We start from the raw sequence: 14,971 nt of genomic DNA, 5'->3' as shown, positions 1-14,971 counted from the left end.
GAGTTTTTCCAGCTCTTTATCTGTCAGTGGTGGGATATTTTTTGGCTTTGTCATTTGTCCGGGCCGTCCGCATTGCATGTTTAAAAGACCTTCCGCTCCGGCATCGTTGTACACGTCGAGCCAGCGCCGGACAAGTATTTCTGCGGAGAGATTAAACCGGGCAGCCGCTTCACGCATCGTCAGGCGGTCACTGATAACCGCCCGGACGACCACGAGTTTAAATTCATCGGAATAATGATTATTTTTTGCAGTCAGGCCTTCTGCACCGTGGAACTGCCATGCCCTGACCCAGCGACGGACAGATGTTCTTTCAATACCAAAAAGGTCGGCTGTACTCTGTTCTCCGTCTTTACCGGACAAATAATGATTAACCACAGCCAGTTTTGTTTCAGGGGAATACTTTGGTTTAGCCATAAAATTGCACCTTACTCAGTTGGGTGTCCAACTTTTGGGGTGCAGTCCATGCGCTTGCGCGGGCCTACGCTGTTTGAACCAGCAGAGGACTCGTAGGCCGGATAAGGCATTTATGCCGCCATCCGGCACAACCGCAGGTACGGCGTCTGATGTGTATCGCCCGGCGGCGCTACGCTTGCGCGGGCCTACGCTGTTTGAACCAGCAGAGGACTCGTAGGCCGGATAAGGCATTTATGCCGCCATCCGGCACAACCGCAGGTACGGCGTCTGATGTGTATCGCCCGGCATCGCTGCGCTTGCGCGGGCCTGGAGGACGAAGAAACGCCTGCTGGAGGGCCCGTAGGCCGGATAAGGCATTTATGCCGCCATCCGGCACAACCGCGGGTACGGCGTCTAATGTGTATCGCCCGGCGGCGCTGCGCTTGCACGGGCCTGGAGGACGAAGAAACGCCTGCTGGAGATCACTTAAGACCATTACGGCCAAAGCAGTACCATCGTAGTGAATCAGTTCCCAGTGGACAGCATGGACTGATGGAGATCCTGACAACGGCAGACGTAATCCTGGACAGGCTGCTGTATAAAACGCGCGCAGGGTGGTTCTGCAGGGTAAGTCGATGAGGAAAAGCTCGCCGGTAGTGGAAAGCGAGGGAAAAACAGGTTAAAAGCACTATAAAAAGTTAACGCATCCCGATTGATCGAACAGATGCGAAACACTGATCGAACTTCAATTCTAATCCATGATCGCTCAGAGCGGAATGAGCAACCAGATACACTAAAAGGATTTACCATGTCACAGCAATACACCAATGAACTGACCACTGATGTACTGGAACGGCTGCGTCAGCCGCCATTTACCGATGAGTTTCTGTCAGAACTTGAGCCACAGTCGCGTCAGTCACTCGTCGCAGAAATGGAATCAATGTTACAGCGCCCTGTTCTCCATATTTTCCGGGGTGCAACGATTGGCAGCCTGACCCGTCATGGTGGCGTGATCCGTGAGACATCCGGCAAAAGTACCCTTGACGGGCACTATTCTGCGCGGGTCGGAGATAAAGTTGTGTATCCGGATGGACGTGAGGCGACCATTATTTGCGGAGCCGGTAAAGGTCGGGTGATGCAGGGGGAATCGATGGCGCTCGTGGGCAGCATGCTGGATAACGGTGATGAAATCATTTCAACACCTCAGGGGTGTCAGATGTTTGTATTCCGTGAGGGCGATGCACTGCCGGATGGCTTTTTAACTGTGCCGGGAGATAAGCACTGATGGCGCTGGAAGGCTATTTTCTTTTCCAGGGAGATCGTACCGTCTGTGGCGGTAAAATTATCACCGGTGCTGAAGACACCGAATTTTTCGGGCGATCACAGGCGCGGGAAAGCGATAAAGTGACCTGCGGAAAACATCCGGGGATCTACCGTATTTGTGGTGGCATGGGCGACATGTACGAAGTAGGCGGTGTAAACCGCCAGCTAGCAGGCTCCATCGAAAGTTACAGCTCCTGCCCGTGTCGGGCGAAATTCATTCCGCAAGATTTGGATAACACCTACGAATATAACTGCAATGCCGGNCTGGCTGCCGAACGGGAGAGGGAAGCCAGCAGGAAAAAACTGAATGAGGCGAAGGCTAAAGGGCCTCAGCCAATGCCCCTTCCGGCGCTGATTTATGCCACGCAGAGGGCAATGGATGACTACGGCGCAAAGGACATGCACCACGGTGATCTGAGCGAGGAAGCACTGAAAGAGCGCTTTGGTCTGACGGATGTCTCGGCGAAAGTGAACCCGTATACGCTGACCCTTGTCCCACCAGCGCCCGCCAGTTCGTATGGTGTATTTTATCCGGGCAGCCTGACGGGAAGTACGCCGGTCGTGGTCAGCCGGGAGGAAAGTGTCCGGCTGATGTTTGATGAGTTCCGGGGACTTGCCAAGGTATTCTCCTTCCATGGCCCATATAAAAACATCATCACCGAAATGATTAATCATATGCAGGGGAACAGCGGCACATCGTACAGCAGCCCATTACTGGACAGGGCGCTGAAAGAGCAGATCCTGAATGACCATTCGAGTGATAGCTCGTTGTTGGGGATTAAAAGGGCCTTGGATGATGCTGTTAGCTACGAATATGGATTTCTTCCTCTCGGTAAAAAGGACGATTTATTCGACGGAAAGGGCAACTTTAAGGAAGTTAATAAAGCTGTTCTACCTAAATTTGATCGTCAGATCGATAAGACTAACGGGCTGGTGATTACCGTCCATGATACGTGGTCGACGCATATCACGCTCGAGTCACTGGAGGTGACGGGCGACAGCTACCGGGCGAAAGTACACTACCGGGTACAGGACCACTTCGGGCTTGATGACGCGGATATCCTGAACCCTGTTTTTCATCAGGGCCGAATTTTCCGGATCTGGTTTGTGCTGCAGCGCTATGTGAAATACGGCTATAGGCCGTTCATCACCGAGATGAATGCGACCGTGGAAATCAGCGGGAGGCGGGGTGAATAAGCGACTGATAGCGGGGGTTGTAGCGGCTGCGGTAGGTGGTTATCTACTATGGCAGTATCTGTCCCCGGTTGAGATTGTGGCAGTTCACGATGGAAATACGATTCTGGTCAGGCATTTTCCATACCTGAAAAGTCGTCAGATAGCCTGGTGGGAAGCCAATAAGGCCGTAATACAGGCGAAGTACGGGATTCCACACGAGGGTAAAGACGGCTTTTACCATGTATGGATTGTTGATTTTGGGGATGGATATCGCACGGAACCGGATGAAAACCTACTGTTTTCTACCGATGAGGTTTTTTGTTTTAACGACATCCCGACAGAGGATCGGTGTATTGATAGAAAGCCCCTTTTTGACGTTAGGTGGAGTAGGAATTACGGGCTTAAATATGAGTCGTATTAACGTAATTGTTAACGGCTGAACGTGACATCACAAGGATCTTCTTGAGATCCTTTTTTCATGCGTATTCTCTTGCTTTGAAAACGAAAAAACCGCCCAGCAATGAACTGACCCCATGCTCTTGCGCGGACCTACGGACGAATGTCATGGGTGGACCCAATGCCATTTGTAAGCAGGATAAGGCATTTATGCCGCCATCAGGCACAACCGCGGGTACGCCGTCTGATGTGTATCGCCCGGCGGCGCTGCGCTTGCGCGGGCCTGCGCTGTTTAAACCTGTGGAGGACCCGCAGGCCGGATAAGGCGAAGCCGTCAGGCAAACGTCGTGAAGAAAGGCATTACTCGGCGGCCGTTTTCCCTTTGCCGGGCAGCCTGAATGCTTCGCCATAGGGCTTCGCAATGCCCATACGATATTGAGTCTCTTTCGCCGCCTGGTGGAGGTCGGCAAACTCCTCTTTCGGCGCCGGCGGACGTTGCGCCTTTTTCAGACACTGATTGCGATGGTGACGGATCCACTCTCGGTCCTCATCGTCCAGGCAACGCTGCATCACCTCAATCCATCTGGATGCCGCCCGACGGTAGAGCCCGCATGCCTCTAACCGCTCAGCAATACTGTCCCTTATTCTCATCCACCTCGCTCCTCTGATGCTTTCACGATATCTCATGGTATTCCGACGCGTGAGTCGGAATACCATGGTAGTGTTAATTTATGACAAAACTATTCCTGTGCGGCGCAAGGAATATATTCATTATAATAATCGCTGTGCATAGCAAACCGCATTGGCGGTAAATACTTCCAAAGAGCTCCGGAATTATATGCCGAATGCCATCATCGATACCGCCGGGTATCGACGGTTGTACCTATCAATATCTATTTAATTTATTAGATTTTCGTCAACAAATACCTTGCGATAACATCCATTCTCTGTACAGCGAAGCTTCATAACGAACGTTCGGTCTGCTCCAGCAGCTTATTTCGAAAGATAAATAAGCAAGCTTCATTAAAATTATCTAACCCCAAACGCTCATAAAGCGCAGTACGCTTGCGGTAAAGGCTTTTTAGTGACGTATTGAGATTGACGGCCACCTCCTCCATGGTCATCCCCGCCATGAGTAAACGTAACATTAACTGTTCAGACAAACTTAAGCGCAGATCGTCAAACCACTCTTTGGTCAGACGCTTGCTATTCATCTCCAGAAAAAGACCAAATAATGTCGCCATATCCGCGGGTGATAATGACATGTTTAAAAACGATTTCAGGCTCAGTAAATGCTCTTCCCGATGGCGCATATCGAGGACGATACAACATATTCGCTTTCTGGATTTCGCCGCTGCCAGCACGAGATAATCGTAATGGCAAAGCGGCGAGCGGCTATCAACCAGCAGAGAGACTTCATCAACCTCATTATCTAAAATCGCTTTTCCGCTAGAATCTAACTGAATGATATCAGGAAAAAAATTCTTAACACCTTGAAAAAGATAGTAATCCTGGGTAACCAATATCATTAAAGTTGCCACAAATCGTCCCTTTAACATTTAATCAACAAATTCTCGTCAACCAGACGTTTTACCTCCCCCTATGGAACGCTTCGCATGGCGGTGAAAATAACGAGACCTGTGATTTATCATTAGCGCGGCATCTGAATCTGGCTGTGAAAACCCTCCTTGCGTTCTGACAGGAAATAAACAGATTGATTATAAATAAAAAAAATCCACAGAAAAGATGCTTTTTTTGCTATTGAGAATTTTTGTCAGAAATCATCTTAAATATTGCCTAAAAAACTCTAACCTCAACTAAATATAAGTCACACTGCCATTTTTAAACAAAATTCCACCTGACTTTCTTTTTTATTTATATCAGTAGGTTAAAGAAATCAACTTGAACACTTCCGTTCGAATGAAGTCGATTTTACAGAATTATCTTAAAACGCAGACCATAATTTATCCATATTTATCGGTTGCCGTATCGGGTATAAATTACCCATTCATTTATCAACAGGAGATATGTTTATTAGTTTGCAATAGGTCATTCACCTGCAGTGCCAGTCAGCTAAATGGGACCATCCTCATCATTTAACTCACCGTCAAAGGACGGTCGTGTTGTGCAATGGATTCTTGATGAACATATGGCAAATAGAAATGGAAAGATCACCTTATTCAAATACGTTATTGTTTAATCGCAACACGAAACTCTCGCTATCAATCGGCTTGCTTTTGCTCTTCCCGGCGCTGGTTCAGGGAGCGGATTCGCTCTATGACCAGCAAATCTTGCAAGCGCGCCAAGGCCAGTACGCCCCCTTTCTCAGTTACCTTCAGCAGTACCAGCTGCGGCATGCCTTAACCCCTTCTCAGGTGGCGGACTGGCTGCAGGTGGCACTCTGGGCCGGTCAGGACGATGAAGTGGTGAAAGTCTGGCGACGCTACCAGGTCTATATGCCGCTTCCCGCACGGGGCACCGCCGCCGCGGCGCAGGCCCTGCGCAACCAGAAGCAGTGGCAAACCTCGCTCACCCTCTGGCAGCAGGCGCTCAGCCAGGCCCCTGGCAGCGACGACTATCGTATCGGCTATATCAAAACGCTCGCCGATGCCCGCAAGGACGGCGAGGCGCTCAGCGAAGCGCGTCGCCTGGTGGCGGAGCAGGCGAGCGTTGCGCACCTGCAGACGCTCTCCTATGTCTACCTGCGGCTGGGCAAAAGCTGGGACCAGCTATTGGTGGACACGCAGATCCTCGATCGTGATCCGCAAAACAAAACCGCGCTGGCCAGCCTGATGGCGACCCTGACCCGCAACCGGATTGATTCCCCTGCTCTCGGCCTGGCGAATAGCGTCGAACTGACGCCTGCGGAAAAGCGTAACTTGCAGTTGAACGCCGCCGCCGAACTGGTGCGCCTTGCCGATACCCCTTCCCGCGAAGAAAAGGCGCGTTACGCGCTGGCCCGCACGGCGCTCACGCAGTATGACGCGATGATCGCCGCCTGGCACCCCGACCCACAGGCTGCGCCCGACATCATCCGGGCGCGTATTGATCGTCTGGGCGCGCTGTACGCCAGCGCCGAGTACGCGCAGGTCATCCGCGAATACCAAAGCCTGATCGCCCAGCAGCAGACCGTTCCCGACTGGGCCATCGGCTGGGTCATCTCCTCTTTTATCGCCCTTAAGCAAATTGAGCCTGCGCTGACGCTTATCCACCAGCATCCTTCGTGGCTGACAAGCCAACAGAATGAGGAACACGAGCTTTTCTACGCTCTGCTGGACACCGGTCAGTACCCGGCGGCGCAACGGTATGTCGCCCGCCTCACCAGGAATGCGCCCTACATCCGTCGTCTCTACGGCTCGCCAACGCCGCAGCCGAACGACGACTGGCTCACCGCACAGTCGCTTAACGTGCACTATTTAGCGGCTACCAACGACCTGCCGCAGGCCGAAGCCCGAATGCAGCGCCTGGCGGCGACGACCCCTGGAAACCAGGGCCTGCAGATAGACTATGCCGCCCTTCTGCAGGAGAGAGGATTGCCACGGGCAGCCGAACGCCAGCTAAAAGCGGCGGAATCTCTGGAACCTGCCAGCCTGCAGCTGGAGCGCCAGCAGGCCTGGGTCGCCCTCGATCTGCAGGAGTGGCGGCAAATGGATCTGCTGGCTGACGACGTCGTCGCCCGCTCGCCACGGGATCTGAACACCCAGCGCCTGGCCAGAGCGCGCGAGATCCATCATCTCTCCGAGCTGCGCCTGAGCGTTGGCAAAGGGCTGCATTCCGACAACCCGGTGAGCGGCACGCACGACCTCAGTTTTGAGACGGCGATCTACAGCCCGCCGCTAGCCGACAGCTGGCGGTTGTTCGGCGGGCACCGCTTCGCTGAAGGCAATTTTGAAGAGGGGAAAGGCAGCCGTCGCCAGCTGTTCGCTGGCGTTGAATGGCGTCCGCGCGACTACTGGGGCGAGCTTGAGCTCTCCAGCGTCAATTTTCACGGCGAGAACAAGCCCGGCGTCCGCCTTTCCGCCGCCCATGACGTTAGCGATCGCTGGCAGCTGGGCGGCGAACTGGAGCGGATTTCGCAGCAGACGCCGCTGCGCGCGTTACGCAACGGCGTCAGCGCCAACCGCGGCGAAGGCTGGCTGCGCTGGTCTCCAAACGAACGCCGGGAGTACCGCTTCAGCGCGGCCGCCAGCCGGTTTACCGATCGCAACCGCCGCCAGGAGTACACCCTCTCCGGTAAAGAACGCCTCTGGCAAACCCCATGGTTAACGCTGGATTTGCAGCCCGGTCTGTCGGCCAGCGCCAATAGCCGCACCGACACCGCCTACTACAGTCCGGCACGGGACCTCGCCGCCACCGCGGCGCTGGCCGTCGATCACACGCTTTACCAGCGCTATGACACCGTCTGGAGCCAGCAGTTACTCGCCGGCGGCGGCAGCTACTGGCAAAAAAATCACGCCGCCGGGGCGATCACGGTGCTGGGTTACGGGCAGCGCCTGCGCTGGAACAACGTCGTCGACACCGGGCTGATGCTGAACTGGGATAAGCGCCCCTACGACGGCAAACGTGAAAACAACCTCGCCATCACTCTTGATGCAAATATACGGTTTTAAGGATGACCATGCTGAACACGACCCTGCGCAACGGCCTGATGCTTCTCATCTGGCTGTGCCTTATCTTCAGCGTGCGTGCTGAGGAAGTCCCCTTCCTCGCCCCGCAGCAGCGCCCCCAACTGGAGGCCAATCAACCCTGGCCGGCGGATCGCTTTCTGGTGCTGGCCTACCATGACGTCGAAGACGATGCCGCCGACCAGCGTTATCTTTCGGTGCGCACCAGCGCACTCAATGAGCAGATCGCCTGGCTGCTGCATAACGGCTACCATGCGATTAGCGTTCAGGACATTCTCGATGCACATTATTGCTTAAAGTCGCTGCCGCCCAAGGCTTTTCTCCTCAGTTTTGACGATGGTTACAGCAGCTTTTACACCCGCGTATGGCCGCTGCTTAAAGCCTGGAACGTCCCGGCGCTGTGGGCGCCGGTGGGCAGCTGGGTGGACACTCCCGCTGGTCAGCCCGTTAATTTTGGCGGCCTGATGACGCCGCGCGAGCGCTTCGCTACCTGGGAGATGGTGCGCGAGCTCAGCCGCTCGCCGCTGGTGGAGATCGGCGCTCACACCTGGGCCTCGCACTACGGTCTGCCGGCCAATCCGCAGGGCAGCCGCGAGCCTGCCGCCGCCAACCGCGGCTGGGATAAAACCACCGGCCGCTATGAAAGCGACGCGCAGTTTACCCGGCGAATGACCGATGACGTGCAGAAAGTAACGGCGAAAATCCATGAGGTTGCCGGGAAAACGCCGCGCGCCTGGGTGTGGCCCTACGGCGCCGCCAGCGGCAGCACCCTGGCCATCGCCAAACAGCAAGGGTATCAGCTGGCGTTTACGCTGAACGACGGCCTGGGCAACGTGAAGGATCTGGACAATATTCCACGCCTGCTGATCGCCGGTAACCCGTCGCTCAAGGCCTTTGCCAGCGCCGTGACCCAGATTCAGGAAGCCGATCCTGTTCGGGTGATGCATGTGGATCTGGACTATGTCTATGACCCCAATCCCGTCCAGCAGGCAAAGAATATCGATAAGCTAGTGCAGCGCGTCTATGACATGAAAATCAGCCACGTCTTTCTACAGGCCTTCTCCGACCCGCAGGGCGACGGCACGGTCAAGTCACTCTATTTCCCCAACCGCTGGCTGCCGATGCGCGCCGACCTGTTTAACTTCGTCTCCTGGCAGTTGCAGACCCGCGGCAATGTGAAGGTTTATGCCTGGATGCCGGTGCTGGCCTTCGATCTTGCCTCAGATCTGCCGCGCGTTCAGCGCTGGGATCCGCAAACCGGGAAGGCGTTACTTGCCCGCCAGCCGTACGTCCGTCTGTCGCCCTGGGATCCCCGGGTTCGCCAGCAGATCACCGACATCTACGAAGATCTGGCCCGACACGCCAGCTTCAGCGGGATCCTGTTTCACGACGACGCCGTGCTGACCGATTTTGAAGACGTGAGCCCGGAGGCGGTCGCCGCCTGGCGGCAGACGGGTATGGCGCACGATGCCGCCCCGGTGCCCCAACGTCCGCAAGAGCGCCAGGCATGGATGCGTTTCAAAAGCCAAACCCTGACCCGCTTCACTCTGGATCTACGCCAGGCAGTGCAGGCCATCCGCGGCCCGCAGGTGAAAACGGCGCGTAATCTCTTCGCCCTGCCGATCCTGGAGCCGCAAAGCGAAGCCTGGTTTGCGCAGAATCTGGATGATTTCCTTGCCGCCTATGACTGGACGGTCCCCATGGCGATGCCGCTGATGGAGTCCGTGCCGATCGACGCCAGCCAGGCCTGGCTGACGCGGCTGGTGCAGGCCGTCGCCCGCCACCCGGGTGCGCTGAAGAAAACCATCTTTGAACTGCAGGCCAGAGACTGGAATCGACGCCAGCAAAACGCCATTCCCGACCAGCAGCTGGCGGACTGGATGCGTTTGCTGCGGCTGAACGGCGTCAAAAACTACGGCTACTACCCTGACGATTTTATTAACAACCAGCCTGATATCTCTCGTATCAGGCCGCAATTTTCTTCCTGGTGGTACCCTGACCATGACTGATCGCATTATCGCATTGTGCATTTTATGCCTCGTATTCGGGCTGCCGTTAGGTGTCGCAGCGGTATTTACCGGCGAGCTTATCCTCGACTTTGTCTTTTTCTGGCCGCTGTTTATGTCAGTGTTGTGGATCACCGGGGGTCTCTACTTCTGGTTTCAGCTGGAACGTCACTGGCCGTGGGGGGAGGATACCCCGCCGCCGACGCTGCCGGGCAATCCACTGATCTCGATCCTGATCCCCTGCTTTAACGAGGAGAAAAACGCCCGGGAAACCATCAGCGCAGCGCTGGCCCAGCGTTACGCCAATCTTGAAGTGATCGCGATTAACGACGGCTCTTCGGACAACACCGCCCAGGTGCTCCAGCAGCTGGCGCAGGAGGAGCCGAGGCTGCGGGTGATCCATCTGGCCGCCAATCAGGGAAAAGCGGTGGCGCTCAAAGCGGGCGCCGCCGCCGCCCGCGGCGATCTGCTGGTCTGCATCGATGGCGACGCCCTGCTGGACCGGGATACCGCGGCCTGGCTGGTCGCGCCGTTGATCCATTATCCGCACGTCGGGGCGGTCACCGGCAATCCGCGGATCCGCACCCGATCCACGCTGATCGGCCGCATTCAGGTTGGGGAGTTCTCGTCGATCATTGGGCTTATCAAACGGACGCAGCGGATCTATGGCCGGGTCTTTACCGTCTCCGGCGTAATCGCCGCCTTCCGGCGCCAGGCGCTGGCGGACGTCGGCTACTGGAGCCCGGATATGATCACTGAAGATATTGATATCAGCTGGAAGCTTCAGCTCCGCCACTGGGACATCTTTTTCGAGCCGCGAGCGCTGTGCTGGATCCTGATGCCGGAGACCCTCAAAGGGTTATGGAAGCAGCGTCTGCGCTGGGCCCAGGGCGGCGCCGAAGTCTTTCTGGTCAATCTGCGCCGCCTGTTTCACTGGCAGCATCACCGGATGTGGCCGCTGTTTCTGGAGTATGCCTGCTCCACGCTGTGGGCCTTTGCCTACGCGATCACCATTCTGCTGTTTATCCTCAGCCGCCTGATGCCGCTGCCTGACAATCTGGCGGTGCATAGCCTGTTTCCACCGGAATTCACCGGCATGCTGCTCGGCCTGATGTGCCTGCTGCAGTTCGTCGCCAGCCTGTATATCGAGCGGCGCTATGAGAAAAAGGTCGCCAAATCGCTGTTCTGGGTGATCTGGTTCCCGATGGTCTACTGGATGATCGGCCTGCTGACCACGCTGGTCGCTTTTCCGAAAGTGATGGTGAAACGTCAACGTTCCCGCGCGCGCTGGGTGAGCCCGGACCGGGGAAAAGGAAGCCTGTGATGAATGAAAATACGCTCATCTTAACCGAACATCGGGTGCTGCCCCGGCTGGTCGACGCCGGCTTAACGCTGCTGGCCTGGCTCGGTTTTCTGTTCTTTCTGTACGCCAATTTGCTGATGCAGTTCATCGCGCCGCCCTCTCCGCGCTGGGAATCGCTGATGGACTCCCTGAATACGGCGCTGGTGTATCTGCTGATTGCCGCGCTGAACGGCTGGCTGTTGATCCTCTGTTATCACTACAACCGGCGCCGCGCCCGTACCCGGCGTCATACCGCGGTGCTCGCTCTGCGCGACGATGAGCTGGCGAGCAGCTTTAACGTCGCGCCGCAGATTATCTCGGAGATGAGCCGCTATAATTTGCTCACCGTTTACCACGATCAAATCGGGCAGATTATTGATTTAAAAAGCCACGCGTTACCGCCGCCGCAGGAAGAGAGCGATGACGCATGAGAGCAAGGCCGCCGTCGGCGGCCTGGACAGGTAATACGCCGGGGATTAGCCGCCGGCTTTTTTGATGGCGGCTTCCAGCGAGGCTTTGTCTGCCAGCCCCGGGAAGACGGTGATGCTGGCTTCCGTGGCGCCGGTGGTCGGCATCACGATCACGCCCGGCGTGCCGCTCAGACCAATCTCCTGCGCCAGATCGTTTATGCTCTGCAGCACCGGTTCGACGTCGGCGGCCTTCTTCGCATCGAAGCCGGCTTTCTTCGCCTGCTGCTGGATATCCGCCGTCGTCAGCTTGCCTTCGTTATGGCCGGTAGCGTAAATCCCGTTATGGTAGGCCAGATAGGCATCCGCCCCTTTCTGCTGATAGATCTGCAGGCCGGTTTTTGCCGCCTCCAGCGAGCTTTCCCAGCGGCCGCCGAAAATCGGCCACTCTTTGAAGGCGAAGCGGGTCTGCGGGTGCGCTTTAATCACCTGCTCCATCACCGGCGCCAGACGGCTGCAGTAGACGCACTGGTAGTCGAAGAATTCGATCACTGTGACTTTGCCGTTGGCCGGGCCGTAGGTCGGGGTATTTTTATCCTGGGTCAACACGGCGGCGTTCTTCAGCACCGCCTGAGTGGCCGCGCTGGCCTGCTGCTCAGCCTGAATTTGCTGCAGTTTCTGGCTCGCCTGCAGCAGGACTTCCGGGTGGGCAACCAGATAGTCGGCGGCGATTTTGCCGATTTTCGCCTCCTGTTCCGGGGTGAAAGTCGCCGGCGCGTCAGCGGCAGAGGCCATCGCCGGCAGTAAGACAGCGCTCAGCAGGGCGACAGAGAGGTATTTCTTGTGGCCAGACATAGTGGGGATCCTTGCGATAAGTGAACGGCAGGTGAGTCTGGGTGACAAAATATCACCCTTTTTCGCCGAAGCCTTGCCCAACGGCGCCTTGATTCGTAACTTTATTTTTCAGGCTCTCTCTTTCCCGCGCGATAGCGCAGGTCTGCGCCAGTGGTCAACGCGGCCCAGGCGGAGTACCCTGCGCAGCGGTTTTTCTTGCTCTTTTTTCAGGTGGTTTCTCTCGATATGTATGCATTTCTTCAACAATGGGACATGGCAGTGATTATGCTGCAGATTGTCGCCATCGACTTACTGCTGGGTGGCGACAATGCCGTGGTGATCGCCATGGCCTGCCGCAAACTGCCGCCGCAGAAACGCACCAAAGCGATCATCATCGGTACCGTGGGCGCCATCCTGGCGCGCGTTCTGCTGCTGGCGATCGCTTTGTATCTCCTGTCGCTGCCGTGGCTGAAAATAGTCGGCGCGCTGCTCCTGCTGTGGATTGGCATCAAGCTGGTCAGGAATGAGGAAGAAGAGAGCGAGGTTAGCAGCTCTGGCAGCCTGTGGCGCACCGCGATCACCATCACCGTTGCCGATGTGATTATGTCGCTGGATAACGTACTGGCGGTAGCTGCTGCGGGGAAAGGGCACATTGCGCTGGTCGCCCTCGGCGTGGCGATCAGCATTCCGGTTATTGTCGCCGGCAGCAAGCTGGTGCTGGTCCTGCTCACCCGCTTTCCCGCGGTGGTGCTGCTGGGCGGGATGCTCATCGGCTGGATTGCCGGGTCAATGCTGGTCAGCGACCCTACCATTCGCCGGCTGTTTCCCAGCGCCGGCGAGGGCACCGCGCGCCTGGCTGGCACCGTCGGCGCGCTGCTGGTGCTATTCACCGGATGGCGCCGCCGCCCACGGCCGCAGGCGAAAGACTAACCTTATCCACGGCGCCGTCGACCCCGACGGCGTCAAGTTTCCGCCACTTTTCTTCCCCGTCAGGGCGCATTTGCCCTACGCTTTATACTGACGCCTGTTCCAGGGAATATGTAACCACCGCACTGAGCATAGATGAGAAAAAATCATGGAATTGAAGGATTATTATGCCATTCTCGGGGTGCAACCAACCGACGATCTGAAAACCATCAAGACCGCCTACCGCCGCCTGGCGCGCAAATATCACCCCGACGTCAGTAAAGAAAACGATGCCGAAGCCAAATTTAAGGATCTCGCCGAAGCCTGGGAAGTCCTGAAAGATGAGCAACGGCGCGCCGAATACGATCAGCTCTGGCAGCATCGCAACGATCCCGGCTTCGGTCGCCAGCGACAGACCCACGAGCAGAGCTACAGTCAGCAAGATTTCGACGACATCTTCTCCTCCATGTTTGGCCAGCAGGCGCATCAGCGTCGTCGTCAACACGCGGCGCGCGGCCACGATCTGGAGATCGAAGTGGCGGTGTTCCTTGAAGAGACGCTGGCCGAGCAGACGCGCACCATCAGCTATAACCTGCCGGTGTACAACGTGTTTGGCATGATCGAAAGCGAAACGCCGAAAACGCTGAATGTGAAGATCCCCGCCGGGGTAGTCGATGGTCAGCGTATCCGCCTGAAAGGCCAGGGGACGCCGGGGGAGAATGGCGGCCCGAACGGCGATCTGTGGCTGGTTATCCACATCGCCCCGCATCCGCTATTCGATATTGTCGGTCATAACCTGGAGATCGTCCTGCCGCTGGCGCCATGGGAGGCCGCGCTGGGCGCGAAAGTGACGGTGCCCACCCTGAAAGAGAGCATTCTGCTGACGGTGCCGCCGGGCAGTCAGGCAGGGCAGCGACTGCGTATCAAAGGGAAAGGACTCGTGAGCAAAACCCACACCGGCGATTTGTTCGCCGTTATTAAAATAGTGATGCCGCCAAAACCAGATGAAAAAGCGCGTGAGCTCTGGCAACAATTGGCCGCCGCCGAAGCCAGCTTCGATCCGCGTAAGACATGGGGGAAAGCCTGATGGCTACAGTAACAGTGACGTTTACCATTACCGAATTGTGCCTGCGTACCGGGGTGTCGGAAGAGGAGCTGACGGAGATCGTCGGCTTAGGGATGATTGAGCCACACCAGCCGCAGGCGGACACCTGGCTGTTCGACGACAGCGCGGTGACGATCGTGCATCGCGCGGTACGCCTGCGTAACGAGCTGGAGCTGGACTGGCCGGGAATTGCGGTGGCGCTGACCCTGCTGGATGAGAACGCGCGGCTGACCCGCGAAAATCGCCTGCTGCAGCAGCGCCTGGCGCGCTTCCTCGCCCACGGATAGGGGTGCCATCCCGGGTCGTGGCGTTCCGTCTTCGCGCCGGGTGGCGGCTACGCCTTACCCGGCCTACAAATGGCACTGGGCCCACCATTGCACTGGATCCGTAGGCCCGCGCAAGCGTAGCGCCGCCGGGCATGACCCCAGCCAGGGAGCCGCCTGTTTGCCGAATGGCGG

The 14,971-nt window shown here is 56.8% G+C and carries 16 protein-coding genes and 1 pseudogene; 12 read left to right on the top strand and 5 right to left on the bottom strand.

Going from position 1 to position 14,971, the window contains the following annotated elements; genetic code table 11:
• Window positions 1-414, bottom strand: a 414-nt coding sequence (locus VZP09_RS22720; RefSeq protein ID WP_130957183.1) for a helix-turn-helix domain-containing protein, incomplete at its 3' end; no start/stop codon positions are given.
• 469 nt (window positions 415-883) lie between these two features.
• On the opposite strand from VZP09_RS22720, the pseudogene VZP09_RS24920 reads away from it, so the two are divergent.
• The 4 genes and pseudogenes from VZP09_RS24920 to VZP09_RS22705 form a co-directional block, all read left to right on the top strand.
• A pseudogene (locus VZP09_RS24920) lies at window positions 884-1,076 on the top strand (AAA family ATPase); the annotation flags it as partial.
• Between the two features lie 125 nt (window positions 1,077-1,201).
• Window positions 1,202-1,678, top strand: a complete 477-nt coding sequence (locus tag VZP09_RS22715; protein ID WP_009484465.1) for a PAAR domain-containing protein — start codon at window positions 1,202-1,204, stop codon at window positions 1,676-1,678.
• Window positions 1,678-2,913, top strand: a complete 1,236-nt coding sequence (locus tag VZP09_RS22710) for a PAAR domain-containing protein (RefSeq protein WP_048332297.1) — start codon at window positions 1,678-1,680, stop codon at window positions 2,911-2,913. The genes VZP09_RS22715 and VZP09_RS22710 overlap by 1 nt, the downstream gene beginning before the upstream one ends.
• Window positions 2,906-3,313 carry a DUF943 family protein gene (locus VZP09_RS22705; protein ID WP_009484467.1) on the top strand — a complete coding sequence of 136 codons (408 nt, stop codon included), beginning with the start codon at window positions 2,906-2,908 and terminating at the stop codon, window positions 3,311-3,313. The genes VZP09_RS22710 and VZP09_RS22705 overlap by 8 nt, the downstream gene beginning before the upstream one ends.
• A 335-nt stretch (window positions 3,314-3,648) precedes the next feature.
• On the opposite strand, the gene VZP09_RS22700 is transcribed toward VZP09_RS22705, so the two are convergent.
• Window positions 3,649-3,939 carry a PerC family transcriptional regulator gene (locus tag VZP09_RS22700; RefSeq protein WP_004153693.1) on the bottom strand — a complete coding sequence of 97 codons (291 nt, stop codon included), beginning with the start codon at window positions 3,937-3,939 and terminating at the stop codon, window positions 3,649-3,651.
• Window positions 3,940-4,133: 194 nt separating this feature from the next.
• On the opposite strand from VZP09_RS22700, the gene VZP09_RS22695 reads away from it, so the two are divergent.
• A complete protein-coding gene (locus VZP09_RS22695) occupies window positions 4,134-4,256 on the top strand; it encodes a hypothetical protein (protein WP_004146686.1) in 123 nt (40 codons plus the stop codon).
• Here VZP09_RS22695 and VZP09_RS22690 read toward each other — a convergent pair.
• Entirely contained in the window at window positions 4,251-4,817 is a 567-nt protein-coding gene (locus tag VZP09_RS22690; protein ID WP_002885396.1) for a helix-turn-helix transcriptional regulator, read from the bottom strand. The genes VZP09_RS22695 and VZP09_RS22690 overlap by 6 nt on opposite strands.
• Window positions 4,818-5,450: 633 nt before the next feature.
• Here VZP09_RS22690 and pgaA point away from each other — a divergent pair.
• From pgaA to pgaD, 4 genes are read left to right on the top strand one after another with little or no spacing between them, the layout of a single operon-like run.
• Window positions 5,451-7,898, top strand: a complete 2,448-nt coding sequence (pgaA, locus tag VZP09_RS22685; RefSeq protein ID WP_328795422.1) for a poly-beta-1,6 N-acetyl-D-glucosamine export porin PgaA — start codon at window positions 5,451-5,453, stop codon at window positions 7,896-7,898.
• Between the two features lie 8 nt (window positions 7,899-7,906).
• Window positions 7,907-9,922, top strand: a complete 2,016-nt coding sequence (gene pgaB / locus VZP09_RS22680; protein WP_328795421.1) for a poly-beta-1,6-N-acetyl-D-glucosamine N-deacetylase PgaB — start codon at window positions 7,907-7,909, stop codon at window positions 9,920-9,922.
• Complete coding sequence (pgaC, locus tag VZP09_RS22675) at window positions 9,915-11,243, top strand: poly-beta-1,6-N-acetyl-D-glucosamine synthase (protein ID WP_002885393.1); 1,329 nt, start codon at window positions 9,915-9,917, stop codon at window positions 11,241-11,243. The genes pgaB and pgaC overlap by 8 nt, the downstream gene beginning before the upstream one ends.
• Complete coding sequence (pgaD, locus tag VZP09_RS22670; RefSeq protein WP_064153595.1) at window positions 11,243-11,692, top strand: poly-beta-1,6-N-acetyl-D-glucosamine biosynthesis protein PgaD; 450 nt, start codon at window positions 11,243-11,245, stop codon at window positions 11,690-11,692. Before pgaC ends, pgaD begins: the two co-directional genes overlap by 1 nt.
• Window positions 11,693-11,737: 45 nt before the next feature.
• Here pgaD and VZP09_RS22665 read toward each other — a convergent pair whose 3' ends face one another.
• A complete protein-coding gene (locus VZP09_RS22665) occupies window positions 11,738-12,523 on the bottom strand; it encodes a DsbA family protein (protein ID WP_002885391.1) in 786 nt (261 codons plus the stop codon).
• A 225-nt stretch (window positions 12,524-12,748) separates the two neighbouring features.
• Between VZP09_RS22665 and VZP09_RS22660 the strand changes: the two genes are divergently transcribed.
• Window positions 12,749-13,432 carry a TerC family protein gene (locus tag VZP09_RS22660; RefSeq protein WP_020802083.1) on the top strand — a complete coding sequence of 228 codons (684 nt, stop codon included), beginning with the start codon at window positions 12,749-12,751 and terminating at the stop codon, window positions 13,430-13,432.
• On the opposite strand, the gene VZP09_RS22655 is transcribed toward VZP09_RS22660, so the two are convergent.
• Window positions 13,389-13,502, bottom strand: coding sequence for a hypothetical protein (locus VZP09_RS22655; RefSeq protein WP_020802082.1), 114 nt, complete (start codon window positions 13,500-13,502; stop codon window positions 13,389-13,391). The two genes, VZP09_RS22660 and VZP09_RS22655, sit on opposite strands and share 44 nt — an antisense overlap.
• Before the next feature lie 75 nt (window positions 13,503-13,577).
• Here VZP09_RS22655 and cbpA point away from each other — a divergent pair, with 75 nt between their 5' ends.
• Together cbpA and cbpM are read left to right on the top strand one after the other, a co-directional pair.
• A complete protein-coding gene (gene cbpA, locus VZP09_RS22650) occupies window positions 13,578-14,495 on the top strand; it encodes a curved DNA-binding protein (protein WP_002885338.1) in 918 nt (305 codons plus the stop codon).
• Window positions 14,495-14,800 carry a chaperone modulator CbpM gene (cbpM, locus tag VZP09_RS22645; RefSeq protein ID WP_002885324.1) on the top strand — a complete coding sequence of 102 codons (306 nt, stop codon included), beginning with the start codon at window positions 14,495-14,497 and terminating at the stop codon, window positions 14,798-14,800. The genes cbpA and cbpM overlap by 1 nt, the downstream gene beginning before the upstream one ends.
• Window positions 14,801-14,971 lie beyond the last annotated feature (171 nt).

This window comes from Klebsiella sp. EMBS2024, from assembly GCF_036233805.1.
Lineage (GTDB): Bacteria > Pseudomonadota > Gammaproteobacteria > Enterobacterales > Enterobacteriaceae > Klebsiella > Klebsiella pneumoniae.
The sequence above is the reverse complement of the archived record's forward strand: the minus strand, read 5'-3'. Positions and strand labels throughout refer to the sequence as shown.

Bases quoted from the DNA above. Each gene is read 5' to 3' on its own strand.
- VZP09_RS22715 (WP_009484465.1), top strand. From the start codon at position 1,202: ATGTCACAGCAATACACCAATGAACTGACCACTGATGTACTGGAACGG.
- VZP09_RS22700 (WP_004153693.1), bottom strand. From the start codon at position 3,939: ATGAGAATAAGGGACAGTATTGCTGAGCGGTTAGAGGCATGCGGGCTC.
- VZP09_RS22695 (WP_004146686.1), top strand. From the start codon at position 4,134: ATGCCATCATCGATACCGCCGGGTATCGACGGTTGTACCTATCAATAT.
- VZP09_RS22690 (WP_002885396.1), bottom strand. From the start codon at position 4,817: ATGATATTGGTTACCCAGGATTACTATCTTTTTCAAGGTGTTAAGAAT.
- pgaA (WP_328795422.1), top strand. From the start codon at position 5,451: ATGGAAAGATCACCTTATTCAAATACGTTATTGTTTAATCGCAACACG.
- pgaB (WP_328795421.1), top strand. From the start codon at position 7,907: ATGCTGAACACGACCCTGCGCAACGGCCTGATGCTTCTCATCTGGCTG.
- pgaC (WP_002885393.1), top strand. From the start codon at position 9,915: ATGACTGATCGCATTATCGCATTGTGCATTTTATGCCTCGTATTCGGG.
- pgaD (WP_064153595.1), top strand. From the start codon at position 11,243: ATGAATGAAAATACGCTCATCTTAACCGAACATCGGGTGCTGCCCCGG.
- VZP09_RS22665 (WP_002885391.1), bottom strand. From the start codon at position 12,523: ATGTCTGGCCACAAGAAATACCTCTCTGTCGCCCTGCTGAGCGCTGTC.
- VZP09_RS22660 (WP_020802083.1), top strand. From the start codon at position 12,749: ATGTATGCATTTCTTCAACAATGGGACATGGCAGTGATTATGCTGCAG.
- VZP09_RS22655 (WP_020802082.1), bottom strand. From the start codon at position 13,502: ATGCGCCCTGACGGGGAAGAAAAGTGGCGGAAACTTGACGCCGTCGGG.
- cbpA (WP_002885338.1), top strand. From the start codon at position 13,578: ATGGAATTGAAGGATTATTATGCCATTCTCGGGGTGCAACCAACCGAC.
- cbpM (WP_002885324.1), top strand. From the start codon at position 14,495: ATGGCTACAGTAACAGTGACGTTTACCATTACCGAATTGTGCCTGCGT.